Origin of the sequence: Streptomyces sp. NPDC053069, from assembly GCF_044546895.1 — a bacterium.
Classification (GTDB): domain Bacteria; phylum Actinomycetota; class Actinomycetes; order Streptomycetales; family Streptomycetaceae; genus Streptomyces.
In genome coordinates, this window is record NZ_JBITZN010000012.1 from 87,410 (window position 1) to 112,608 (window position 25,199).

Below are 25,199 nucleotides of genomic sequence, written 5' to 3' on the forward strand. Positions count from 1 at the left end.
CACCGGCGATGTTCGGACAAGCGCGAGCGCGCGTCAGGTCAGCAAGCCGGCTCGGGTTGCGGTTCCGGTTGCCGCATCGGTGCGGCCGTCGGTTCCCAGAGTCTGGTGGTCCGCAGGTAGCCGTAGACCACCGAGGCCATTGCCAGGAGGAGAAGCGGCCCGGACACCCACGGATGTTCGGCCATCTCCACCGGCAGACAGCGGTACGACACCAGGAGCGCGGCGAACACCGTCGCTCCGTGGAGGACCAGCTGGATTCCCGACCGGTCCCAGCCGCGGCCGAGCGAGCGCAGTGCCGCCTCGATGGTGAGCGCGAACACCACGCCGGCGACGAGATCCACGCCGTAGTGGTAGCCGAATCCCAGGGTCGCGGTGAGCGTGGCGATCAGCCAGAACGTGCCCGCGCAGCGTAGCGTCCGTGGGCCCTTGCGGGAGTGGATGAAGATCGTGGTGGCCCACGCCGTGTGCAGGCTGGGCATGCAGTTGCGGGGGGTGAGCCCGTCGTACGGCACCGGGTGCGGGGGGCTGATCGGCGGTGGCGTGTGGGGCCACAGGTCGGCCACCGCCCAGTGCACGCCGCCGGTGCCGGAGGCGCCGGGGCCGTAGGCGAAGACCGGTCCGACCACCGGGAAGATCATGTAGATGGCCGGCCCGAGGAGGCCGATGACCAGGAAGGTGCGGACCAGATGATGGCTGGGGAAGCGGCGCTCGACCGCCACGTTCCGCAGCTGGTACAGCGCGACGACGACCGCGGCCACCGCGAGCTGCCCGTAGACCACGTGGAGAAGACCGGGGCCGATCGGGTCGGTGGCGTCGACGATCCGGCCCACCAGCCATGACGGGTTGCCCAGCGCGTGATCGGCGGTGGCCACATACGGGTCGAGCACCGAGGGGCGGGCCTTCGCGGTGATGAACAGCCAGGTGTCGCCGGCCTTGCGGCCGGCCACCAGCAGCAGGCCCAGCCCGACGCCCTTGAGCAGCAGGACGCGTTCGGCGCCGGTGCGGCGTGTGACAGCGACGACGGCACAGCCCAGCATCACCCACAACGCGCCGTTGCCGACGGAATGGCCGTCGTCGGCCTTGGCGTCCACCGCCCACCGCACCAGCACGAAGACGATGTCGATGCCGATCGCGGCACCGGCCGCGATGAACCGTTGCCGCCAGGTGAGCACCACCATCATCAACGCGAGACCGCCGTACAGCGGCCCCGGTTTCGGGGCGAAGATCATCCCCTTCGCCTGGTCGGTGAGGGGCCCCGGCTGACCGTAGCGGCGTGCGGCGATCTCCAGCGCGATGAGGAATCCGAGAGCCGCCACACCCGCTGCGGCCCACAGCACAGTTCTGCCGTTTATTCGCGTAAACACCCGCGACGCTCTAGATATCAATCGTCCGGCCGATTTGTTCGATATGGGCTGAATAAAGGAAAAGCGATGAGGGTCGTCATCGCGAGGTCGAACATGCTATCGGAGCGGTGCGCGCGGCGGTCACGTGCCGACGGGCAAGGTGGGGCGAAGGCGACCGACGGGAAGTACCGTGCCCATTCGGCCGGGGTGATCCGCGGGTACGCGCTGTCACAGATGCGGGCGGCGATCCGGTCCGGGCCGGTGTCCCAGAGCCGGACCGTGAAGTCGTTGCCGCCGGTGGCCAGGGTGTCGCCGTGCGGGCCGAACGCCACGGCCGGTACCGGATTGGAGTGGCCGCTGAGGACGGCGGGAGTGGCCGCACCGTCCACGTCCCACAACAGGGTCTTGCCGTCCGCGGCGCCGGCTGCCAGCCGTCGGCCGTCCGGGGAGAAGGCCGGTCCGTAGAGCCAGGAGCCGGACGCCTGAAGCTGCCTCGTCTTCGCCGGGCGGCCGATGTCGCTGACATCGATCAGCCAGACCGTCCTGTCCGTCCGGTGGACGGCGGCCAGGCTCCGGCCGTCGGGGCTGAACACCCCACCGGTCAGCGGGTCGGACCGGAACGGTGACGGCAGTTCCCGGGGGCTGCGCGGATCGCCGATGTCCCAGAACCGCAGCGAGCCGGACTCGCCCGTGCTCGTCACCAGCGTGCGGCCGTCGGGCCGGAACGACGCCGTCGTGACGTTCGGCCCGCCCCGGGCGATCCGGCTCAGCGGCCGGGGACGGGCGGGATCGCTCAGGTCCCACAGTCCGTTCGCATCGTGTGCCCACACGGCCAGCAGGTGGCCGTCCGGGCCGAAGCCGGCCCCGCCGACTTCGCCGGCGTGAGGGGTGAGGATCGACGTGAGCCGCGGTCTGCGTGGATCGGCCAGGTCCCAGATGCGGACGGTGGTGTCCTCGCTGGCGGTGACAAGGGTGCGCCCGTCCGGGCTGAACGCCACGGACCGGACGAACCTGGTGTGCCCGTGCAGGACGGCCAGCGGCCACAGGGCCCGGCCGCCGGTGACCTGCCACAGCCGTGCGGTGCCGTCCCAGCCGGCGCTGGCGAGCAGGTGGCCGCCAGGGGCGAAGGCCACGGACGTGACCACGTCGTCGTGGGTGCCGAGCGACAGGTCCCGCAGGTCCAGCAGCCGGTCGGAGTCGGCGAGCATGCGGCTGTCCGGGCTGAAGGCCGCTTGGTAGACCCCGCCGGGAATCGCGCTGACGCGCTGCGGGTGTCCCGGGTCGGTGACGTCCCACAACAGCATGGACCCGCCGACCGAGACGAGTGTGCGGCCGTCGGGGCTGAACGCCACCGACCAGACGATCGTGGAATGGCCGAGCAGAACGGCCGGTGGCTGCGTCCGCGGGCTGCTGCGGAGGTCCCAGATCCGTGCGGTGTGGTCCCAGCTGCCGGTCGCCACGGTCCGGCCGTCGGGGCTGAACGCCACCGAGGTCACCGTGTCGGTGTGGCCGCGCAGCACGTCGCGGTGGCGGGGATGCGCGGGGTCGGTGACGTCCCACAGCCTGGCGGTGGTGTCGCCGGTGGTCGCCAGTGTGCGGCCGTCCGGGGCGAACGCCGCCGAGGTGACCACGCCGGTGTGGCCGGGAAGGGTGGCCAGCCGCCGCGGATGCCGGGGATCGTCCACGTTCCACAGCCGCGTCGCGCCATCGGTGTGGCCGGTGGCGATGACGTCGCCATCGGGCCGGAACGCCACCCACGTCGGCGCGCCCGGCTGATCCGGCAGAGTGCTCAGCTCGATGGGCGCTCGCCGGTTCGACACGTCCCACAGCCGCACCGATCGTTCGCTCGCCGCCGCCAGGATGCGGCCGCCCTGCCCGAACGCGACCGCGAGCAGCCGCCAGGGCTCGTGCAGGACCGCCAGCCGGACGGGGTGGCGGGCGTTCCCGACGTCCCACAGCCGGACCGTGCGGTCCCAGCTCGCGGTGGCCAGGACCGTGCTCTGCGGGACGAAGGAGATCGAGACCACGTCGGAGGTGTGGCCGGTGAGCCGGCTCGTGTACGGCGTCGGGAAGGTGCTCATCAGCTGATCACGGACGTCGTCGGTGGCTGCCAGCCGGTACGCGGCCAGGTTCAGCTGTGCGGCGAGAGCGGGGTTCTGCTGCCGCAGCTCGGCCGCGTCCTCGGCGGCCTTCCGCGCGATGGCCACGTTGCGCTGCCGGATGGCCGAGCTGCGCGAGCCGACGGCCAGCACGCCCGCGGTGGCCGCGATGACCACCAGTACGGTGAGCAGCGTGATCAGCTGCCGCAGCCGGACCGCCCGCCGTCTGACCGCCGCCATCTCGCCGGCCTGCGCCTCCCTGCTCGCGTCGAGGAAGCACCGTTCCCTGGACGTCAGCCGGCTGCCGTGCGCAGCGGCCAGGTCCAGTGCCGCGGCGAGGCGGGCACCCCGGTACAGGGCGTGCGGGTCGCGGTCCTGCGCCTCCCAGGCGGCGGTCGCGTCCGTGAGCTGACGGTGCAGAAGCAGCCGGTCCCGGTCTTCGGTCAGCCAGCCGCGCAGCCTCGGCCAGCACCGGATGATCGCCTCGTGAGTGATCTCGACGCACTCCTCGTCCAGCGTCACCAGCCGTTGCCGGGCAAGGGATTCGAGCACGAAGACGGTGTCGGGACCGGGGTCCAGCTCACTCCTGGTGATCCGGCGCCTGGTGTCCTCGGTACCGGCGCCCAGCGCGGTCAGCCGGAGGAACAGCGTTCTGGCGAGGTCCTGTTGCCCCGGCGTCAGCGCCCGGTAGGCGACCTCGGCGGTCTGCGCGAGGGCGTGCTGGATTCCGCCGGCCGCCAGGTACCCGTCCAGGGTCAGGCGGTTGCCGCTGCGGCGGCGCCAGGTCTCGGCCATCGCGTGGGAGACCAGTGGCAACGCACCCGGCTGACCGGTCGCGTCCGCGATCACGGCCGCCAGCAGCGGGCCGGTCACCGTGCAGCCGGCGATGCCGGCCGGCCGGGTGATGGCCTCGCGCAGCTCCTGGCTGTTCATCGGACCGACCGCGAGCTGCGCGTCGCGCATCGCCTCGACCAGCAGGGGGTCCCGGACGCAGTGGCCGTAGAAATCGGCACGCACGCCGAGTACCACCCGGGTCCGGCTGGTCGTCGCCGTCGTGGCCGCGATCAGCAGGGAGATGAACGCGTCCCGTTCGTCGCGGTCCCGGCAGAGGGTGAAGACCTCCTCGAACTGGTCGGCCACGATCAGCGTGTCGATGTCCGGCGGGCGGTCGGCCGTGGCCTGCCGGATCCGCAGGTGCAGCGTCGCGGGATCGTCACGCAGCTCGGTCAGCAGCGCGCCGGGCGCCTCACCCGTCGCCGCGGCCAGGCGGATGGCGCACTCCTCCACGGGGCGGGGCCCCGGTGTGAAGAGCAGCACCGGCCACCCCGATGCCCGCACACGGGCGATGAGCCCCGCCCGTAACAGCGAGGACTTCCCCGATCCGGACGGCCCGAAGACCGCGAGGAACCGGCGGTCACGCACCTTCGCCAGCACCTCGTCGGTCAGCCGCTCGCGCCCGAAGAAACGGTCGGCGTCTTCCGGCTGGAACGCCGACAGCCCGGCGTACGGTGCGCCCTGCAGGCCGGTTTCCCCGGGCTCCTCGCCGGGTGCGCCGACGGCGAGCTCGGCGGCGACCGCGTGCCATCGGGCTTCCCATGCGCGCCGGTCGCCCCGACACGCCTCCACGTACGCCAGCGTGACGCTCAGGCTCGGGAACGTGCGCCCGCCCGCAGCGTCCGACAACGTCGTGGACGAATAGTGCGCCCGTTTGGCCAGCAGCCGATACGGCGGCCGTCCCGCCGTCTCGCGCAGCTTCCGCAGTTCGGCCGCGAACCGTGTGAGCGGACCGGTGTCGGGGTCGAGCGGGCGTTCGGCGCGTGGCATGGCCTTCCTCTCCCGAGCCTTTTCCTTTCCCGAGCCTTCCGCAGCCGCGTTGTCCAGCTGTTGATGTCCGGCGTGCACGTCCCGGCGCCGGACAAACCCCGGCAGCTAGACAAGGGCCAGCGCAACCGCGCACTGGCTGTACGGAGGGAAGCATGAAAACTGCGCAACGACTGGTGCCGCTGCTGGCGGCCATCGGGCTCGCGGTCGGCGGTACCTTGGCGGCTCCGCCGGCATCCGCCGCGGCGCCGCTGCTCAAGTCCAACATGAACGGACGGTGTGCCGACATCTTCGCGTTCCATCAGGAGAACGGCGCCTCCACCGTGACGTGGGACTGCACCGGCAACACCAACCAGCAGTGGTTCTGGGACGGTGAGCAGATCCGTTCCAGCATGAACGGGAAGTGTCTGGAGATCTACGCCTTCGCTCCGGGCGACCTGGGCTCGGTGAGCATGTGGGACTGCGACGGCGGCATCAACCAGAGGTGGTTCCGCAACAACAACGAGATCCGTAGCCGGATGAACGGGAAGTGCCTCGACATCCTGGGCGGGCGTCCCGAGGCCGGCCAGCTCCTGGTGAGCTGGAGCTGCAACGGAGCGCCGAGCCAGAGCTGGGACTTCTGAACGGCGGCCCGGCCCGGCACATGATGTGCCGGGCCGGGCCACGGTCACCTGGCGGCGCGACACCCCGTGCCCGGCGTCGCGAAGCACCTTGCCGATCACAGGGACGAGACTTGCGCACCCCGCACGACACCGGGCCGGAACGGCCCGCAGTCACTCTCACGAGGTAACGGGGCCAGGCCCACGCCCATGTCAGGAACAGGGCGTCGCTCGCGAGCACACCCTTGGACATCCGTCCCTCCTGGCCGTCCTCGTTCACCAGCGCCGAGAGCATGCCCGGGCCGGGCTGCCGGGTGTAGCGGTCGAGCAGCTCGCCGGCGAACTGCCCAAACTCCTGCACGGCCCGGCGCCCCCGGTCTGCCACCTCGCTGCGCCGCTTCCTTCACAGTGGCGCTTGTCGGCTGTGAGCGTGGGCGTAACCAGAAGAGGGCGCTGCATCGACGGTGTCGGCAGCAGGGTGTGCCCCGGTCGCCACGCCCTAAAACTCGTCCCGCCGGGGTGAGGCGATCTCCGGGCCGCTGAAGCCACCGATCACCAGGCCCCGCTCCGGCCGCCGTCCCGCCGTCCGGCCAACCCCGCGCTTGTGCCAGCCGGTCAACGGTTCACATATGGCCCACCGGCGAGGAGGGCTGCCGCGACTTGTACGTCCTTCTCAACCCGCCGTCCGGTACGGCCCTGCTCAAGGCCCCAGCGCAGGAATTCAAGGCGTTCCTGCAGGAAACGGAGGCAGTGGTGCCGCGGGGGGCCGAGGTCGGCCACAGCGACTTCGACCGTTTGCTGGCGCACTTCCTCGCCGAAGGGTGAGTCCTTGCAGGGTGCGACCGGTCGAGAGCAGGTACGGCTCGTCCGGCACGGGGCGCCACCTCGCGCTCACGGCGGTAGTACTGGGCGGTATGGCCGCCTCGGTCAACGGATGGGTGATGCAGCTCGACGAGGCCGGCGATCTCCCGCTTCGGGAAGGAGATCGGCAACAAGCCGACGACCGTGGCCATTTCACGGGTCGGCGTCACACGGCTGCCGTGCAGAGGCTGCGGAGCCACCCCGCCGGGCGGTGTTCCCCGATGTGACGGGGGTGGCTCCCGCATGTTGCAGCCCGAGATCGCCCGACTGCGGGCAAGCGGCTCAGAGGCCGGTGCCTGGGGCGCAGCGCCTCAGAAGGTGTGACTCAAAGGCCGGCGTCCCGGCCGTCACGATCGCCGGTGAGCCGGCTTTCCAAACCCGTGATCAGGGTGTCCATCACGAGGCGGAACATGTGGTCCTGGTCAGGGCCTTCAGGAGCTACGTCCGCAGAACCGGGGGGCTTGAGGGTCGACCACTTGTGGAGCGAGCCGTTGAGTTCGGCGGCGAGGACACCGATGACGACGGCGACCATCAGCGCCGCGATCTCCGAGACCTCTGACTGCGGAACCCCGGCAGCCTGCACGATCGCGGTGAGCGCGGTCCAGAACGGGTCATCGGGCTGGATGAAGTCGGGCTGGTGGCTGAACGAGTAGGCCATCAGTTCGGGGTGACGGTGCGCCAGGGTCCGGAAGTCCGTTGCGAGCAGGCGGATGCGCTCTTGCCAGGGAGCGTCCTCCAGCGTCACGGTGCGGAACTGGGCGCCGACCATTCTCGTCACGCCGCGCAGCACCGCTTCCTTGTTCGGCACGTGGTGGTACAGCGACATCGGGTTCGCGTCGAGCACGGTCGCGAGCTTGCGCATGGTGAGCGCCTCGACCCCGTCCTCGTCGATGAGCCGCAGGGCGGCGGCGTAGATCCCGGCCTCGGTCAGAGGCACGTCCCTCTTCCTCGTTCCCCGTGGGGGACGCCTCACCTTCTTTTCCATACCTCGTACGGTATCAGTTTCATACGTCGTATGGAAATGACCTGAATCATAGCGCTCACCAGGTCGTCCAGGCTTGCTTCACGTTTCCATACGTCGTACGGTACCAATTCCATACGACGTATGTTTCTGTACGGCGCCACGGCATCGACCTACGCAGCGCGCCCTTGCCCATCCCCCTCCACCGCCTCCGCAGAGGAGCAAGACATGACCACGCACTCCGCGAACGACCTTCGCCCCATCCGGTCCCCGCGCGGGATCCCCCTCCTCGGCAACACGCCGCAGATCCCCGACACCAATCCGGTGGAGTACTTCGGTGAGCTGTCCAAGCAGTTCCCCGAGGGCATCTACGGCATGGACATCGCCGGCATCGAGCAGGTCTTCGTCTACGACCCGGACCTGGTGGCCGAGGTCTGCGACGAGACGCGGTTCTTCAAGCAGATCGACAAGACGCCGCTGCAGCACGTCCGGGACTTCGCGGGAGCGGGCCTGTTCACGGCCCACCAGTACGAAGAGGAATGGGGCATGGCACACCGTGTCCTGCTGCCGGCGTTCAGCCAGCGGGCCATGAAGGCGTACTTCGGGCAGATGCTGGAGATCGCCCAGAACCTGGCGGGCAAGTGGGAGCGCCGGGAGGGGCAGCCGGTCAACATCACCGACGACTACACCCGCCTGACGCTGGACACCATCGCCCTGTCGGGGTTCGGCTACCGGTTCAAGTCCTTCGACAAGGAGGAGCTGCACCCCTTCCTCAACGCGCTGCTGGAGGCACTGATCGAGTCGCTGCGGCGCTCGCAGGAGCTGCCGATGATGACCAAGCTGCGCAAGGCGGACGACCGGAAGTACCGCGACAACATCCGGCTGATGCAGGACCTGGTCGAGAGCGTGATCAAGGAGCGCCGTGAGGGGAAGGGCACCGGTGAGGAGGACCTGCTGGGTCTGATGCTGGAGGCCACCGACCCGGACACCGGCAAGCTGCTGGCCGACGACAACGTCCGCGACCAGGTGCTGACGTTCCTGATCGCCGGTCACGAGACCACCAGTGGTCTGCTGTCGTTCGCCACGTACTCGCTGATGCGCAACCCGCACGTCCTGGCCCAGGCGTATGCCGAGGTGGACCGGTTGATGCCCGGCGACACCGTCCCGGACTACGACACGATCATGCAGCTGGACGTCATCCCGAGGATCCTGGACGAGACCCTGCGCCTGTGGGCTCCGATCCCGGCGTTCGGCAAGGCCCCGCTGGAGGACACCGTCATCGGCGGCCGCTACCTCCTCAAGAAGGGCACGCGGGTCAACATCCTCGAGGGTCCCCTGCACACCCACCCCAAGGCGTGGGACCGTCCCGACGAGTTCGACATCGACCGGTGGCTGCCGGAGAACCGCGCCCAGCAGCACCCGCACGCCTACAAGCCGTTCGGCAACGGCGTACGCGCCTGCATCGGCCGGCAGTTCGCGCTCACCGAGGCCCGCCTTGCCCTGGCGCTGGTGCTGCAGAAGTTCAAGCTCTCGGACACCAGCGACTACAAGATGGACGTACGGGAGGCGCTGACGCGCAAGCCCGGCAACTTCGAGCTGATCGTCCGTCGCCGTCAGGAGCACGAGCGGACCGTTTTCGGCGCCGCGGACCTGCAGACCGGCGACACGCAGGCGCAGGCAGCGGTCAGCGGTGTCGGTGTGAACCTGACCGTCGCCTACGGCTCCAGCCTCGGCTCGTGCGAGGACCTGGCCCGCACCATCGCCGACCGCGGCGAGCGCTCCGGCTTCGGCACCACGCTGGTGAGCCTGGACGAGCTGGGTGACAGCCTGCCCTCCGAGGGCCTGCTCGCCGTCGTCGCCGCCAGCTACAACGGCAAGGCTCCCGACAACGCCCAGCGCTTCGACGACCTGCTCGCCGCCGGGCTGCCCGAGGGTTCATTGTCGAACGTGCGGTTCGCGCTGCTGGGCGCCGGCAACACCCAGTGGGTGGCCACCTACCAGGCATTCCCCAAGCGGATCGAGGAAGGTCTGCTGGCCGCCGGCGCCACCCCCGTCGTCGAGCGCGGCATCGCGGACGCCGCCGGGGACTTCGACGGCATGGCCACGCGGTGGATGGACAACCTGTGGGCCACCCTGGCCGAGGAGTACGCCGCCGACACCTCCCAGGCGAGCGGCCCCCGCTACGAGGTCCAGCTGCTCACCGAGTCCGACGTGCGCCCCGCCATCGTCTCCGAGCAGGCGTACCCGCTCACCGTGGTGACCAACGACGAACTCGTGGCCGACGCGACCGGCCTGTGGGACTTCAGCATCGAGCCGCCGCGCCCGTCCGCGAAGTCCATCACCTTCGAGCTGCCCGAGGGCGTCACCTACGACACCGGCAACCACCTGGCCGTCTTCGCCAAGAACGAACTCGCCCTGGTGGAGCGCGCGCTGAGGCGGCTCGGCGTCGACTACGACCAGGTGCTCCGGCTCGACCAGCCGGCCGGTGGCCGCACCCACCTGCCGGTCGGCACCCCGGTCACCGCCGGCATCCTGCTCACCGAGTTCCTGGAGCTGCAGGACGTGGCCACCCGGTCCCAGATCCAGACGCTCGCCGAGCACACCGCGTGCCCGTGGACCCGGCCGCAGCTCCAGGCGTACACCGCCGACACCGAGGAGGCCGAGGAGCGCTACCAGAAGGAGATCCTCGGCAAGCGCATCTCGGTGCTGGGCCTGCTGGAGCGCTTCCCGGCCGTCGAGCTGCCGCTGGCGGTCTTCCTGGAGATGATGGGCCCCATCCGTCCGCGCTTCTACTCCATCTCCTCCGCCCCGTCCGCCAACCCGCGCCATGTGCGCCTGACCGTCGGCCTGCTGGAGGGCCCGGCCCTGTCCGGCGACGGCCAGTACCGCGGCACCTGCTCCTCCTACATCGCGGGCCTCGAACCCGGTGACGTCGTGTACGGCTACGTCCGCGTGCCCTCCCCGACGTTCGCCCCGCCCGCCGACCCCGCCACGCCACTGATCCTCATCGGCCCCGGCACCGGCATCGCGCCGCTGCGCGGCTTCCTGGAGGAGCGGGCGACACAGCACGCGAACGGCACCCAGGTGGGCGTGTCGCAGGTGTTCGTCGGCTGCCGCCACCCGGAGCACGACTACTTCTACCGCCAGGAGATGCAGGACTGGGAGCAGGCCGGCATCGCCCAGGTGCACACCGCCTTCTCCGCGGTGACCGGCCACCCGGCCCGGTTCGTGCAGAACGCCATCGCCCATGCCGCCGACACGGTGTGGCAGGCCATCGAGGACGGCGCGTACATCTACGTCTGCGGTGACGGCCGCCGCATGGCCCCCGCCGTCCGCGAGGCACTCGCCGCCATCCACCGCCAGAAGACCGGCAGCGACGACGAGACCGCCCAGCAGTGGCTCGCCCAGCTCGAAGCGGACGAGCGCTACCAGCAGGACGTCTTCGCCTGACCGTCGCACGCCGTCAAGGCGCGCCGGCCCCCAGCCGCCGGGAGGCGTGCGGACGTCCTGCCTCCCCCGCACGCCTCCCGGCTCCACCAGCCATTCAGACACCACATGGCACGGCCCATGGCCCGAACCACCGGGCCGTGCCGCTCACAGAAAGCAGATCACCATGGACACCATGCTCGCCGGACGCTTCCACCTGGACAGCAAGAAGTTCGCCGTGGAAGAGGTCCCGATCCCCGTGCCGGGTCCGGGCGAGGTCCTCATCGAGGTCAAGGCCGCCGGCGTCTGCCTCTCCGACGTCCACCTCCTCGACGGCTCCCTCGTCCCGCTGTTCGCCACCTCCGACACCATCACCGTCGGCCACGAGGTCTCCGGTGTGATCCACACGCTCGGCCCCGGCCTCAAGCGCGGCCTGGCCGTCGGCACCCGCGTCACCCTGGAGGCCGGCAAGACCTGCGGCACGTGCGCCGGATGCGTGCGCCACCGCCCCTGCACCCAGATGCTCACCGCCGGCATCGACTACGACGGCGGCTGGGCCGAGTACGTGATCGCCCGCGAGGACACCCTCATCCCCATCCCCGACAGCCTCCCCTTCGACCAGGCCGCGATCATCCCCGACGCGGTCTCCACCCCCTACGCCGCCGTCGTCGCCACGGCGGGCGTCCGAGCCGCCCAGTCCGTCGGCGTCTGGGGCGTGGGCGGAGTCGGCGCGCACAACGTACGCCTCGCCCGCCTGGTCGGCGCCGCCCCGATCATCGCCGTCGACCCGCTGCCCAGCGCCCGCGAGCGCGCCCTGGCCTTCGGCGCGGACCTCGCGCTCGACCCGGCAGCCCCCGACTTCGCCGACCAGGTCCGCGCAGCCACCGGCGGACGCGGCCTCGACTTCGCCTTCGACTGCGCCGGCGTACCCGCCGTCCGCGACCAGGCCGCCTCCGTGCTCGGCCCGGGCGGCTCCCTGATCCTGGTGGGCATCACACCCCGGCCACTGACCATCACCGAGGGCCTGACCTTCAACTACCTGCAGAAGCAGGTACGCGGCCACTACGGCGGCTTCCCCGAGTCCGTCTCCGAGCTGGTGCAGCTGACCGCGGCCGGCCGCCTCGACCTGGCCCCCTCCATCACCGACCACATCCCGCTCATCGAAGCCGCCGACGCCGTCCACCGACTGGAGCACAAGATCGGCGACCCGATCCGCCTCATCCTCGTCCCCTGACGCCCGTCAGCAGGACGACAAGCCACCCTGGGCAGGGGTGAGTGGGCGCCGGTGCGTGAGGGAGCACCGGCGCCCACGGCTTTCCGGCAACCGCGGAGAGGAAGAACCATGCAGACGACCGACGCCCCGGGCCGTACTTCGCGGCGCAGGGATGCTCACTCCAACCGCCGACGCATCCTCGCGGCCGCCCGGCGGAAACTGCGGGAGGACCCGGACGCGAGTCTCGACAGCATCGCTCAGGCGGCCGGCGTCGCCCGGCGCACCCTCTACGCACACTTCCCCAGCCGGCATGCGCTGATCGCCGACCTGACACAGGAAGCAGGCCATGAACTCCGGCAGGCGTTCGCCAGAGCCCGTACCGCGGATGCCGACCCGGTCGAGGCGATGACGCGGATGGTGCTGGCGGCATGGACGGTGGGCGACCACTACCGCATGCTCATCACCTTGGGACGGCGCCACCTGGGAGAGGACGCGATCCGTACCACTCTGGCACCGGCCCGCGCAGAAGCCGTCGCAACCCTACGGCGCGGTCAGCGCGAAGGCGTCTTCGCGGACCACCTTCCAGCACCCGTCCTCGCCCGAGCGCTGGAGGCACTCATGCTGGCCCTCGCCGAGGAGAACGCCGCATGCCCGTGGGCGGACCCCACTGGTGAGGCTGCGGCAACCGCGTTCCTCGTCGCCGTCGGCGTAGCACCACAGAGGGCCGCGCTTCAGGTGCAGGAGGTCATCGGGCGAGATCGGGCAGCGGCCGACGGGTGACCTCGTGGGCGTCGTCCGCAGCGAGGCCGAGCATGCGCAGGACCATCTCGGCCAGGTCGGAGGCGGCCTCGTCGCCGTCGAGGTCCGGGCGGTCCAGCCGCAGAGCCACCAGGGACAGCAGGGTGCCGCCCAGGGCGGACAGGGCGGTGGTGGCGTTGCCGCAGGTGAAGCGGCCTGAGGCGACGCCGATCTCCAGGTCGCGCAGGGCCCGTGGGGCGAGGCCGCGGTCGGAGTGGATGTGGGACAGGCCGCGGTCACGCAGGATTCGCATGAGTTCCGGGTGGGAGTCGGCCATCCGGGCGGTGAGCCGGAAGCCGGCCGCGACCAGCTCGGCCGGGTCGTCGATGTCTTCCACGCGCTCGTCTATGACCTGCCCGAACTCCTCCAGGGCGTCCGTCACCGCCGCGTCGAACAGCTCCGTCTTCGACTCGAAGTGGTTGTAGAAGGACCCGAAGCCGACATCGGCGCGCTCGGCGATGGCCTGGATGCTCGCGCTCGTGTCCCCGGTTTCCGCGAGGATCTGCCGGGCCGCGCGGACGAGCGCCTGGCGGGTCTCGGCACGGCGTCGCTCGAAGCGGTTCTTGGGCGGGGCTGACGTCGGCATGCGGCCCAGTGTAACCGTCGCCACGATGACTCTGCCATTACTGATGAGATCCTCAATTATTTGGGCTGCACCTATTGACGATGAGAAACAGCAGAGTTGATGATTTCCTCATTACGGCAGTGTTGCTTGGAGGACACCATGCCCCACATCCCCGTCCACAAGGGCGGTCCTCTGACGCCCCACCAAGACCTCCACAGTGAGCAGGGCGCCCTACGCGGTGAACACCCAGGACGAGCCCGGAATCCGGTGATCAAAGTGGCGGACCTGGCCTGGCTGGAGTTCGAGAAGCCGGACCTGGACCGGGCCGAGGTGTTCGCCCGTGACTTCGGCTTCGCGATCGCCGCCCGCACCGATCACGAGCTGTGGCTGCGCGGCACGTTCGCGGGCTCCCCCTGCATGGTCATCCGGCGCGGCCGCGCCTCCCGCTTCCTCGGGCCGGCGTTCCGCGCGGCCGAGCGGACCGATGTGGACCGGCTCGCCGCCGCCGTCGGCCACACCGTCCGGGACATCGACGTCCCCGGCGGCGGCCGGTCGGTCGCCCTGTTGGATCCCTCGGGACTCCCGGTCCGGGTGGTGCACTGCGCCGAACCGCTTCCCGCGCTGCCCGGGCAGCAGCCGCTGATCCTCAACACCGGCATCGAAGGCCGTCGTACGAACACCACCCAGCGCCCGCCCCGTGAGCCGTCCCGCATCCAGCGCCTCGGCCATGTGGTGCTGGAGACACGGACGTTCACCCGCACGCTGGACTGGTACCTGGACACCCTTGGCATGATCGTGTCCGACTTCCTGTTCCTGGACGGGCAGCGCGAGCGCGGGCCGACCATGGCGTTCATCCGCTGCGACCAGGGCAGCACGCCCGTGGACCACCACACCCTCGCCCTGCACCTCGGGCCGGGCACCGGCTACGTCCACTCCGCCTACCAGGTCACCGACCTCGACGCGATCGCCGCCGGCGGGGAGTACCTGGCCGAGTGCGGCTACCGGCGCAGCTGGGGCATCGGCCGGCACATCCAGGGCAGCCAGCTCTTCGACTACTGGCGCGACCCCGACCGCTTCATGCTGGAGCACTTCGCCGACGGCGACCTGTTCTCCTGCGACCTCGAACCCGGCTGGGCACCGATGTCGGCGAGCGGCCTCGCGCAGTGGGGGCCGCCCGTCACCCGCGACTTCCTGGGCGCCAGCCCCTCCCCCGCCAAGCTCCGCGAGGTCATGACGGCCCTGCGCGACGACAACGAACTCGACCCCGCACGCCTGCTGGGCCTGATGAAAGCGATGAGCTCATGAGCACCAACGTGCTGCGCACCCCCGACGGCTGGTGGGCCGTCCGAAACGAGCGCGCCGTCCGCATCGAGACCAAGGCGGTCACCACCGCCGAACTGCTCGCCGACCGGGCCGCCGTCCGAGAGGCCGCCGCCTCCGGCGAGCGCGGCACGCCCGTCGCCGACCTGGTGGCGCTGCCCCCGGTCACCACCCCCTGCCGGGTGGTCGCCCAGATGGTCAACTACCGCAGCCACGCCAAGGACTCGGGCTTCACGGGCGACATACCGCCCACCTTCTTCCGCAAGGCGTCCGGCTCGGTCAGCGGCCCGCACGACACGATCGTCCGCCCCACGCACGTGAACTTCCTCGACTACGAAGTCGAACTCGGCCTCGTGATGGGCGCGACGCTCCCGGTGGGCACAGTTGTGGAGGAGCAGGACCTTCCTTCGTACGTCGCCGGGCTCGTCCTCACCAACGACGTCAGCGCCCGCGACGTCCAGCTGACCAAGACCCAGTTCTACGAGAGCAAGTCCTACCCGACCTTCACGCCGACGGGTCCGTACCTGGCTCTGCTGGAGCCGGAGGACTTCGACCGTCTGATCGACCTGCGCCTGCGGCTGTCGGTGAACGGCGTAACGCGTCAGGACCGCACCCTGGCCGACATGATCGTGCGGCCCGCGCAGGCGCTCACCGTGCTCGCCCGTTTCCAGACCCTCGACCCGGGCGACCTGCTGCTGACCGGTACGCCCGGCGGCACCGCCCTGAAGGCCCCGCCCAAGCCGGTCGAGAAGATCGCCGCGCTGCTGCCGCCCGCGCTGAAGTGGAAGGCGTTCTTCAACGGCCAGGCCAAGAACCCCCTGTACCTGCGCGACGGCGACCTCGTCACCGCCACGATCGCCACCCCGGACGGGCGGATCGACCTCGGCGCGCAGCGGACCCCTGTGGCGGACGCGAGGTGAGCGCCGCAGCAGCACGCAGACCCGTGGTGATCATCGGCGCCGGACCCGTCGGGGTCACCGCCGCGCTCCTGCTCGCCCAGCACGGAGTGCCCAGCCTGCTCCTCGAACGCCACCGGGACATCTACCCCCTGCCACGCGCCGTCGTCGCGGACGACGAGATCTGCCGGATCCTGCAGAGCGTCGGGATCCAAGAGGAGTTCGCAGCCGTCTCGCGCCCCGCACCGGGCCTGCGGCTGCTGGATCCCCGGCGCCGCGTGATCACCGAGTTCCCGCGCTCCCCGCACGGCCACCACGGCTTCGCACAGACCAACATGTTCGACCAGCCGGAACTGGAACGCCTGCTGCGCGGCGCCTTGGCGCGCCACCCGGAGTGCGAGCTGTGGAGCGGCGTGGAAGCGGTGTCCGTCACGCAGCCCGCCGACGGCACGGCTCCGGTACAGGTGACCTTCCGCCGCGACGGCAGTGACGGGGAAGAGTACCTGTGGGCCGATGCCGTCCTCGGCTGCGACGGTGCGGGAAGCATCACCCGCGGAGCCATCGGCGCCGTATGGGAAGACCTGCGTTTCGAGGAGAGCTGGCGGGTCATCGACGTGCGCACCAGCCGCCGGGTGCACAGCTGGGACGGCGCCGAGCAGATCTGCTGCGCCACCCGTCCGGCCACCTACATGCGGGTCGGCGAGGACCGCTACCGCTGGGAGTTCCGGCTGTCCGAGGACGAGCGCCTGGACGGTCCCCAGGGGCGGGAGCGTCTGCGGGAGCTGGTCTCCCCCTGGGTGGATCTGCCGTCCGACGGGTCGGAGGACGACGACTTCGAGGTGATCCGACAGGCGCAGTACACCTTCCGGGCCCGCCTCGCCGACCGCTGGCGCCGGGGACGTGTCTTCCTGCTGGGCGACGCCGCCCACCTCACCCCACCCTTCGTCGGGCAGGGGCTGTGCGCCGGCCTGCGCGACGCGTACAACCTCACCTGGAAACTGGCCCGCGTCCTCCGACACGGCGCAGGCGACGAGCTGTTGGACACCTATGAGTGCGAACGCAAGCCGCACGCCCGTCACATGATCCGTCTCGCGGTCGCCGTCGGCTGGGCCATGACCGGCGGACAGGATCGTGGTGCGGCATTCCGCCGGGCCGTCGTGGGCGCGGCCTGCCGCCTCCCCGGTGTGACCGCGGCGGTGAGCCGCGACCTCAGCCCCGCCCTGACCGCCGGCCCACTCGTACGGCGCCGCCCCCGGCCGACGGGCCGCGTGCTGGCCGGCACCTTCTCCCCCCAGCCCTGGGTACGACACGACGGCAGGCGAATGCGCCTCGACGACGTCCTCGGGGACTCTTTCGCCGTCCTGACCGCCGTACCGCCGACAGCGCGGATGACGGCAGTGGCCACGGCACTGGACGCACTCACGATCCACGTCGACGACCTGGGCGACGACGGCACCTTGGCCGCCTGGCTGGCCCGCGGGCGCGCCGACGCCGTCCTGCTGCGCCCCGACCACGTCGTGATGGACACCGCCCCAACCGGCACAGGCGACTTCACGGGCACCACCGTCTGGGCCCCGCTGCTGCACACGACCCGCCGCCCCGCCGAAGCCCGGCACGACCCCCTGCCGAGGAGCACCGCATCATGACCACCCCGCGCCTCGCACCGTACCCGGAACCCTTCTTCACGCCCGATCCGGACACGGCCGCCCGCAGCCGCATCGCGGACTTCGCCCAGAGGGCAGCCCAGCACCGGGACACGCCGGCCGGCGAAGCCCCGACGGACTACCAAGCCTTGTACCGCTGGTCCGTCACCGACCTGGAAGGATTCTGGGCGGCGGTGTGGGAGTACTTCGGCATCGACGCCGCCACGCCGTACGAGCGGGTGCTGGCCGAGGAGACCATACCCGGCGCCCGCTGGTTTCCGGGCGCCACCCTCAACTACGCCCACCACGCGCTGCGCAACCTGAACCCGGACGCCCCCGCGATCACCGCACTGGACGAGACCGGAGCCGCCTACGAGATCACGGGCCGGCAGCTCCGCGCCCAGGTCGCCTCCGTCGCGGCCACCCTGCGCGACCTGGGCGTCGGACACGGCGACCGGGTGGTCGGCTACCTGCCCAACACCCCCCACGCCGTCATCGCCTTCCTCGCCACCGCCAGCCTGGGCGCGGTGTGGTCCGTGTGCGGCCAGGACTACGCCCCCAAGGCCGCAGCCGACCGCTTCGCCCAGCTCGAACCCACGGTGCTCATCACGGCGGACGGCTACCTCTTCAACAGCACGGCGCACGACCGCCGCGCAGCCTCCCTCGACCTGGCCGCCGCCCTTCCCACGCTCAAGGCCACGGTCCTCGTGGATCACCTGGGCCTCGCGTGGCCCGCGCCCCCGGCCGCGAGGCTGACGGTTCCCTGGGAGGACGCGGCCGGCCGCACCGAGTACCTCACCATCACCCCGGTTCCGTTCGACCACCCGCTGTGGATCGTCTTCTCCTCCGGCACCACCGGGCTGCCCAAAGGCATCGTCCACGGCCACGGAGGCGTCCTGCTGGAACACCTCAAGATCCTCGGCCTGCACTGCGACCTGGGCGTCGGAGACCGCTTGCTGTGGTACACCACCACCCACTGGATGATGTGGAACCTGGTCGTCTCCACCCTGCTGACCGGCGCCGCCACCTGCACCTACGACGGCAGCCCCGCGCCGGTGGCGCGCCCGGAGGTCCTGTGGGAGCTGGCGGCCCGCCACAAGGTCACCGTCTTCGGCACCAGTCCCCAGTACCTGCTGGCCATGGCCAAGCTCGGCGTCGACCCCGCCGTGCACGACCTGTCGGCGATCCGCGTCATCGGCAGCACCGGCTCCGCCCTGCCGGCCTCCGCCTACCCCTGGGTCCGCGACCACGTCGGCGCAGGCGTCCAGCTGGCCTCCACCAGCGGCGGCACGGACGTCGTCTCCGGCTTCGCCGGCAGCGCCCCCACCACCCCGGTGTGGGCGGGTGAACTGTCGGCTCCCAACCTCGGCGTGGCGCTCGCGGCGTACGACGGCACGGGACGGCCGGTCGTCGACCAGGTCGGCGAACTGGTCGTCACCCGCCCCATGCCGTCGATGCCGCTGTACTTCTGGAACGACCCCGACGGCAGCCGCTACCGCGACGCCTACTTCAGCGCCTATCCGGGCGTGTGGCGGCACGGGGACTGGATCACTCTCACCTCCCACGGCTCGGTGATCGTGCACGGCCGCTCCGACGCCACCCTCAACCGCAACGGCGTACGGCTGGGCAGCGCCGACATCCACGACATCGTCGAACGCCTCCCCGAGATCGCCGAGGCCCTCGTCATCGGTGCGGAGGAACCCGACGGCGGCTACTGGATGCCGCTCTTCGTGGTCCTCGCCGACGGGGTCGGTCTGGACGAGTCCCTGTGCGAGAAGATCCGCGCCGCGATCCGCACCGGCGCCTCCCCCCGCCATGTCCCCGACGAGATCCTCGCCGTGCCGGCCATCCCGCACACGAAGACCGGCAAGAAACTCGAGGTCCCGGTCAAGCGCCTCCTCCAGGGCGCACCCGCCGAGGAGGTCCTCAACCCCTCCGCGGTCGACAACCCCGACCTGATCGCCCACTTCGCCGGCCTGGGAACCGAACGCCGCCAGGCCCGCCACCCGCACACCCCCGAAGGCGACTCATGATCCTCTCCGCCTCGCTGACCTGTCTCATCGCGTTGATCTTCGCCCTGCTGGGCGTGGCCAAGATCCTCGCCCTGGGTCCGATGCCCGACCTGGCCGCCCATGCCGGCTTCACCACCGCGGCCTACCGGGTCATCGGCGGGCTGGAGCTGGCGGGCGCCGTCGGCGTGGCCCTCGGCCCGGCCGTACCGCTGTGCGGCGGCCTGGCCGGTATCGGGCTGCTGATGCTGCTCGCCGGTGCCGTGACCACGCACGCACGCAAGGGCGACGGGCTGACCAAGCTCCTCCCCGCGGTGACATGCGCGGCCCTGGTCGCCTGGTATCTCGTACCCCTCGCCGGCCTCTGACCCGTTGCGGGAGACTGTCGGCGGCCACTCGTCCTGTTAGCGAGCCCACGGCGGGGCTGGCAGACTGACTCTGTGGTTCCGCTGACGGTCGCGGCGGATCAGATCGCGTCCTCATCGCTTACCGGCGCCAGTGTGGTATCAGTCTGCGCACTGCTCTTCACCGTCGCGTCGTTCTGGTGGCTCAATGCCCGACAGGGACGCCTGCAGGCGTGGGAACCTCATTCCTTCGCGGCGATCGTCCACGGTTCCACGGCACGCCTACGACTGCCGCTCGTCCTGCACAACACCGGTCCCAAGCCGATCGTCGTGCAGGACCTCATCCTGACCTTCCCCGATGAGCCCGCCTCTCATCTGCCACTCCTGTGGGTGTCCTCCCCGTCCCGGCTCCAACCGGGGCCGGACGAGGAGGCGAGGCTGCCCGCCGGATTCGTCGTGCCCGGCAGAGAAGCGCAACAGCTCTTCCTCGAGTTCGAGGCACCCTTTTCCGGATTCCTGCCGGAGGCCCGTGACTACAAGGCCCAGATACAGGTGCGGGTCGGCCACCGCAAGGGGTGGCGGCCCCTGCTGACGTTCAGTTTGAGGGCCGCCAACATCATCGATCCAGGTCGCTACACCGTTTACAACAACGCACCGGTCGAGCTGACGAAGGAAGACCGGAAAAGAGCGGATGCCGCGCTCCTCGAACTGCTGGAAGAGCACGGGGACGGCTCCCCTCCGGGCGGCAGGAGACAGGGGGGTCCGCCTGATGACGGCGACGCCGACACGAGCGGCTGATGCGGAGTCCCGCATCGACCGAGAACGTTCCCGAAGCTGGGCCTGGCGTGAAGTGACGGGTGCCTGCTGTCCGGAACGTCCCGAATGAATTCGGATGCTTGCGTGTGCCGGCTCGGTCGGAGTCAGACACTCGTCCATGCTTCGAGGAAGGCGTTACGTCCGGCCGCATCGGGCGACTTGTGTCCCGCGTGAAGAACGCGCCAGGCGGTGAGTTCCAGGTCCCGGAGCCACAGTTCGCCGATGACCTGTGTTTTGAGATCAGGGAGGTGCTCGGACTCGGCGAGCGCCTGGCCGATCACCTCTGCGGCCGCAACGCGCTGGGGAGGCGTCATCTCGTCTACGGCCGAGAGGATCTGTCCGGCCAGACCGGTTCCCTCTCCGGCCAGCGAACGCAGCACCAGGTCCTTGATGTTGGTCGGCAGCAGGTAGGCGGTGCCCGAGGTTCTCCACAGGTTCGACCAAAAGGATTCTCCTGCGTCGGTGGGGGCGGGGAGCGCGGCCAGCAGTCCGAGGAGATGCGCGGTGGCCGCGTAGCCATCGGAGTGGGCCGCCGCGAGGACCGCTATGCCGGCGACACGCTCCACGTCGAAACGGCCGGTTTCGAATGGTGAGGGCAGCCCCAATCCTTGTTCCAGCTGATCTGCGAGGGGGGCGGATGCGTGGGAGGGGAACTCGGGAAGCATCGGCGGTCCTTGGGCGTAGGTGGGCGGAGATACGCGCTCGGAAACCTTGGTCCTTCCCGTGGCCAGGCGGCTTACACGGCTTCCGCGGGCCGAGTTGGTGGCGAGACCGGCCTTGAGGGACGCTGTCACGGGTGTGCGGCCGTGGTCACCCTGGACAGTGACCGGCGGTCTCCTCTACAGCGCGGTCGCGGTGGTCTACGCCGTCCAACGCACCAGGACACGGCACACAGTGAGGGCCCGCCCGGCACACGCCGGTCGGGCCTCACTGCTCCGTTCGGCTCACACCTGTCCGTATGTCAGGCGGACAGGGGGAGCACCGAGTGTTGCGGACGCCCGCTGGTACGGGCCGGCCATGGGCGCGGTTGCGGCGGCGGGGCGGGTGCGGCAGGTGAAGCCGAGTTGGGTCATGGCCCTGAGGACTTCGCCGGTGCTGAAATCACGGCGGTCCTGGCGGGTGATGACCTGGCCGACCTGCTTGGCGGGGTAGTGGCGTCGTCCGATGATGACAAACTCACCGGTGACCGGCTCAGGTCTGACGCCCATCATCGATTCCACCACACCGCTCTTGGTCAGGTCGAACGGGAAGCGGGCGATGACACAGCGCATGATGCCTCCAGGGAGACGAGAAGACGGGGCCGGGTGGGGTGGGGGCCGGTTCAGCGGGAAAGGGCGAGGGCGCTCAGCGCATTGCCGTGTTCGTCGGCCACGGGCGCGGCCCCGAGCCAGCGGCAGCGCATCGCACGTTCGGCTTCGGCCCCAGTGGTCAGCGGTGGGGCGAAGGGCACGATGACGTCGGCAAGGTCCCGCAGGCGGATCCGGTCCGTGTATCCGGAGCCGTCACGAACGGCCGTGAGCCCGGCTCGGGTGACCAGGCCGGTGCGCAGACCGTCCTCGTCGCAGACCGCCAGATGACCTGTACGGGCGGCGGTCATCACGGACAGTGCCACCTCCACGGTCATGTCCTCCCAGACCTGCGGTCCGGCCGTGTCCATGGTGTCGGCCACCGTGCCGTGCTCGGGTTGGGCGCTCGCCGGGCGGAACTGCGTCTGGTCCAGCGTCAAAGGGTGCCTCCTGTGGAGTTTGCCGGCTTCCTGATCACGAAGGTTCTATGCAGCCGCACCCGCGGTGGACTGCCGTACGGGCGCACGGCGGGCCGCCGAGACGGGGCGGCGTCGCCCGCGTGAGGTGGCGCCGCGCTTCTTGGGGCGTTCGACCACCGGTGCGGTGATGACGACCGGGATGCCAGAGGGTGCCTGGGCGCCGGTGATGCGGTGCAGGGCCTCCTCACCGGCGCGGACCCGGGTGGTCTGCGGGACGATGCCGGCCGCTGCCATGAGGCGAGTCAGGGCGCGGCGCTGGTTGGGGGTGACCAGGGTGACGACACTGCCGGACTCTCCTGCGCGAGCGGTACGGCCGCCGCGGTGGAGGTAGTCCTTGTGGTCGGTCGGCGGGTCGACGTTGACGACGAGGTCGAGGTTGTCGACGTGGATGCCGCGCGCCGCAACATTGGTCGCTACCAGTACGTTGACGTGCCCGCTCTTGAACTGTGCCAGCGTGCGGGTGCGGTGCGGCTGCGACTTCCCGCCGTGCAGGGCGGCGGCCCGTACCCCGCTGTTCAGGAGGTGCTCGGTGAGGCCGTCGACGGCGTGCTTGGTGTCGAGGAACATGATCACGCGGCCGTCGCGTGCGGCAATCTGGGTGGTGGCCGTGTGCTTGTCGGCGCCGTGAACGTGGAGCACGTGGTGCTCCATCGTCGTGACCGCGCCGGCCGAGGGGTCGACGGAGTGCACGACGGGGTCGCTGAGGTAGCGGCGCACGAGCAGGTCGACGTTGCGGTCGAGAGTGGCGGAGAACAGCATGCGCTGCCCTTCGGGGCGGACCTGGTCGAGGAGGGCGGTGACCTGCGGCATGAAGCCCATGTCGGCCATCTGGTCGGCCTCGTCGAGGACGGTGATGGAAACCTGGTTCAGCCGGCACTCGCCACGATCGATGAGGTCTTTGAGGCGTCCCGGCGTGGCGACGACGACCTCGGCGCCACCGCGCAGCGCGCTCGTCTGCCTGCCGATCGGCATTCCGCCCACCACCGTGGCCAGCCGCAGCCTCACGGAGCGGGCGTACGGGGCGAGCGCGTCGGTGACCTGCTGCGCCAGTTCACGCGTGGGTACGAGGATCAGCCCCAGCGGCTGCCTGGCCTCGGCGCGCTGCCCGGCCGTACGGGCCAGCAGCGCCAGCCCGAAAGCGAGGGTCTTGCCGCTGCCGGTGCGGCCACGGCCCAGTACGTCCCGGCCGGCGAGGGAATTCGGCAGGGTCGCGGCCTGGATCGGGAAGGGCACGGTCACGCCTTGTGAGCGGAGCGCAGCCAGCAGTGCCCCGGGCATGTCGAGATCGACGAAGCCCTCTGCGGCGGGAAGCGCGGGTGTGATCGTCCTGGGCAGCGCGAACTCCCCCTGGACCGCGGCGGGCCCGCGGCCGTAACCACCGGAGCGGCTCGGCCCGCCGGAGCGGCTCCTGGCCGACGAGCCGAATCGGCTGCCACCCCTGCCGGAGTCGGCACTGCCATTACGGGTGCGGGCGAAGCGGTCGTTCGTGCGTGTGCGGTTCATGCGGAACCTTCCTCGATACGGCACATATCAAGGAATTCCCGCAGCAATGAGCAGCAGAGAGAATTGCGAGAATGGACCGGTGGAATGCGAGAGCGAATCTGACCGACGGAAAATCCGTGCGGGCACAGGCGCTGGAATGAGTGGCGCGAAGCGGACGCAATGTCCGGGCGTCCGCTGCTATGAAGTCCATGCAGGGATGGTGCACCCCTGAAGGATGCTCCGTATGCGGTGAGCCTACGGGTTTCCTGTTTGTCGCCCGCAGGCCAGACCACTGCGGGAAAATGCGAGCAGCTGGGGCCCGCACCCCGAAGGACGCGGGCCCCAGCTACAAGTACGCGACAGTCGGCGTCAGGCGAGAACGATGTTCTCGGCCGTCGGGCCCTTCTGGCCCTGAGCGATGTCGAAGGTCACCTTCTGGCCCTCCAGCAGCTCGCGGAAGCCCTGGGCGGCGATGTTCGAGTAGTGGGCGAACACATCAGCGCCGCCACCGTCCTGCTCGATGAAGCCGAAGCCCTTTTCCGCGTTGAACCACTTCACGGTACCAGCAGCCATGTCATTTCTCCTTTGGGGCAGTGCATCGGGATCCGCACTGCGCGGACCCCGTGTCGCCGCGATGATCAGCCCGTCCGGAAAAAGACCGGATAACAAAAGCGCTTCCAACGGCACAGGCGCCGCCGGGAGGACACTTGGAGTTTTGGGAACCACAACTGCAACTGAGAACGACAGTAGCACGCTGCAGCGGCCTGTGTGGGGCGAAGAATCCCACTTCACTCAAAGCGGTGGAGAATCTGTCTGCCTGTTCCGTTGAAATCTCAGCTCGCGGGCACAGATATTGACCCAGCCGGAGCGTAACGTTTCAGGGAGCATTGGGGGCGCGCCCGGCGTAGCGGCTGCTGCCAAAAGGAATTGGTGCGGGCACGCACCGGAGCGGCCAGATCGAAGACCATCAAGGACCAGACTCAGCTCGGGGAAGCAGCAGCCTCCTGGTGCGGTGGCAGCTCTCCTCGCGACGCGGAAAGTGATCGCGGCCTGGCCGGGATGCTCGCTACCGCTTTCGTGTCCGTCGTGGCACAGCGCCCCAGCCATCGCCATCGCGCAGGTTCCGTCAGTACGCCTGGGCAGCGCGGCCAGCGGTGAAAAGGGCCTCGTCAGCGCTCTGATCGGAGAGCACCGCCGCGGCGATGCAGCACTCGGAGGCCGGGAGTCTGTCATCAGCG

19 protein-coding genes and 1 pseudogene are annotated in these 25,199 nt (G+C 70.3%); 11 read left to right on the plus strand and 9 right to left on the minus strand.

All coding sequences use genetic code 11. From position 1 onward, the window contains the following. Positions 1 to 38 precede the first annotated feature (38 nt). Together ACIGXP_RS26485 and ACIGXP_RS26490 are read right to left on the minus strand one after the other, a co-directional pair. On the minus strand, positions 39 to 1,337 hold the full coding sequence (locus ACIGXP_RS26485) for a phosphatase PAP2 family protein (protein ID WP_363214739.1): 1,299 nt from the start codon (positions 1,335 to 1,337) through the stop codon (positions 39 to 41). 44 nt (positions 1,338 to 1,381) lie between these two features. Then, positions 1,382 to 5,266 (minus strand): hypothetical protein, encoded by a 3,885-nt coding sequence (locus tag ACIGXP_RS26490; protein WP_399772260.1) that lies wholly within the window; start codon positions 5,264 to 5,266, stop codon positions 1,382 to 1,384. A gap of 152 nt (positions 5,267 to 5,418) precedes the next feature. Here ACIGXP_RS26490 and ACIGXP_RS26495 point away from each other — a divergent pair, with 152 nt between their 5' ends. Beyond that, positions 5,419 to 5,886, plus strand: a complete 468-nt coding sequence (locus ACIGXP_RS26495) for an RICIN domain-containing protein (protein WP_399772263.1) — start codon at positions 5,419 to 5,421, stop codon at positions 5,884 to 5,886. 597 nt (positions 5,887 to 6,483) lie between these two features. Continuing rightward, a pseudogene (locus ACIGXP_RS26500) lies at positions 6,484 to 6,687 on the plus strand (SsgA family sporulation/cell division regulator); the annotation flags it as partial. Between the two features lie 361 nt (positions 6,688 to 7,048). Here the strand turns inward: ACIGXP_RS26500 and ACIGXP_RS26505 are convergent. Then, complete coding sequence (locus tag ACIGXP_RS26505; RefSeq protein WP_399772265.1) at positions 7,049 to 7,660, minus strand: TetR/AcrR family transcriptional regulator; 612 nt, start codon at positions 7,658 to 7,660, stop codon at positions 7,049 to 7,051. 252 nt (positions 7,661 to 7,912) lie between these two features. Here ACIGXP_RS26505 and ACIGXP_RS26510 point away from each other — a divergent pair, with 252 nt between their 5' ends. From ACIGXP_RS26510 to ACIGXP_RS26520, 3 genes are all read left to right on the plus strand, one after another. Beyond that, complete coding sequence (locus ACIGXP_RS26510; RefSeq protein WP_399772268.1) at positions 7,913 to 11,134, plus strand: bifunctional cytochrome P450/NADPH--P450 reductase; 3,222 nt, start codon at positions 7,913 to 7,915, stop codon at positions 11,132 to 11,134. A gap of 163 nt (positions 11,135 to 11,297) precedes the next feature. After that, a complete protein-coding gene (locus tag ACIGXP_RS26515; RefSeq protein ID WP_399772271.1) occupies positions 11,298 to 12,344 on the plus strand; it encodes a zinc-binding dehydrogenase in 1,047 nt (348 codons plus the stop codon). A gap of 108 nt (positions 12,345 to 12,452) precedes the next feature. Next, positions 12,453 to 13,103, plus strand: coding sequence for a TetR/AcrR family transcriptional regulator (locus tag ACIGXP_RS26520; RefSeq protein WP_399772273.1), 651 nt, complete (start codon positions 12,453 to 12,455; stop codon positions 13,101 to 13,103). Here the strand turns inward: ACIGXP_RS26520 and ACIGXP_RS26525 are convergent. Continuing rightward, positions 13,069 to 13,707, minus strand: coding sequence for a TetR/AcrR family transcriptional regulator (locus tag ACIGXP_RS26525; RefSeq protein ID WP_399772276.1), 639 nt, complete (start codon positions 13,705 to 13,707; stop codon positions 13,069 to 13,071). The genes ACIGXP_RS26520 and ACIGXP_RS26525 overlap by 35 nt on opposite strands. A 138-nt stretch (positions 13,708 to 13,845) precedes the next feature. Between ACIGXP_RS26525 and ACIGXP_RS26530 the strand changes: the two genes are divergently transcribed. The 6 genes from ACIGXP_RS26530 (at position 13,846) to ACIGXP_RS26555 (ending at position 20,696) form a co-directional block, all read left to right on the plus strand. Beyond that, positions 13,846 to 14,991, plus strand: a complete 1,146-nt coding sequence (locus ACIGXP_RS26530) for a VOC family protein (protein WP_399772279.1) — start codon at positions 13,846 to 13,848, stop codon at positions 14,989 to 14,991. After that, complete coding sequence (locus ACIGXP_RS26535) at positions 14,988 to 15,926, plus strand: fumarylacetoacetate hydrolase family protein (RefSeq protein ID WP_399772282.1); 939 nt, start codon at positions 14,988 to 14,990, stop codon at positions 15,924 to 15,926. The genes ACIGXP_RS26530 and ACIGXP_RS26535 overlap by 4 nt, the downstream gene beginning before the upstream one ends. Next, complete coding sequence (locus ACIGXP_RS26540; protein WP_399772285.1) at positions 15,923 to 17,548, plus strand: bifunctional 3-(3-hydroxy-phenyl)propionate/3-hydroxycinnamic acid hydroxylase; 1,626 nt, start codon at positions 15,923 to 15,925, stop codon at positions 17,546 to 17,548. Before ACIGXP_RS26535 ends, ACIGXP_RS26540 begins: the two co-directional genes overlap by 4 nt. After that, positions 17,545 to 19,578, plus strand: a complete 2,034-nt coding sequence (locus ACIGXP_RS26545) for an acetoacetate--CoA ligase (protein WP_399772288.1) — start codon at positions 17,545 to 17,547, stop codon at positions 19,576 to 19,578. Before ACIGXP_RS26540 ends, ACIGXP_RS26545 begins: the two co-directional genes overlap by 4 nt. After that, positions 19,575 to 19,922: a DoxX family protein gene (locus ACIGXP_RS26550; RefSeq protein WP_399772290.1), complete on the plus strand. Its 348-nt coding sequence runs from the start codon at positions 19,575 to 19,577 to the stop codon at positions 19,920 to 19,922. Before ACIGXP_RS26545 ends, ACIGXP_RS26550 begins: the two co-directional genes overlap by 4 nt. A 72-nt stretch (positions 19,923 to 19,994) precedes the next feature. Continuing rightward, entirely contained in the window at positions 19,995 to 20,696 is a 702-nt protein-coding gene (locus ACIGXP_RS26555; protein ID WP_399772292.1) for a hypothetical protein, read from the plus strand. A 122-nt stretch (positions 20,697 to 20,818) separates the two neighbouring features. Here the strand turns inward: ACIGXP_RS26555 and ACIGXP_RS26560 are convergent, their stop codons facing one another. The 5 genes from ACIGXP_RS26560 to ACIGXP_RS26580 form a co-directional block, all read right to left on the minus strand. Next, complete coding sequence (locus ACIGXP_RS26560; protein ID WP_399772295.1) at positions 20,819 to 21,379, minus strand: hypothetical protein; 561 nt, start codon at positions 21,377 to 21,379, stop codon at positions 20,819 to 20,821. A 279-nt stretch (positions 21,380 to 21,658) separates the two neighbouring features. Then, positions 21,659 to 21,985 (minus strand): SCO5918 family protein, encoded by a 327-nt coding sequence (locus ACIGXP_RS26565; protein WP_399772297.1) that lies wholly within the window; start codon positions 21,983 to 21,985, stop codon positions 21,659 to 21,661. Positions 21,986 to 22,035: 50 nt separating this feature from the next. Further along, on the minus strand, positions 22,036 to 22,440 hold the full coding sequence (locus tag ACIGXP_RS26570; protein ID WP_399772299.1) for a CBS domain-containing protein: 405 nt from the start codon (positions 22,438 to 22,440) through the stop codon (positions 22,036 to 22,038). A gap of 45 nt (positions 22,441 to 22,485) precedes the next feature. Then, positions 22,486 to 23,982, minus strand: a complete 1,497-nt coding sequence (locus ACIGXP_RS26575; protein WP_399772301.1) for a DEAD/DEAH box helicase — start codon at positions 23,980 to 23,982, stop codon at positions 22,486 to 22,488. A gap of 348 nt (positions 23,983 to 24,330) precedes the next feature. After that, a complete protein-coding gene (locus ACIGXP_RS26580; RefSeq protein ID WP_014145516.1) occupies positions 24,331 to 24,534 on the minus strand; it encodes a cold-shock protein in 204 nt (67 codons plus the stop codon). Between the last annotated feature and the right edge of the window lie 665 nt (positions 24,535 to 25,199).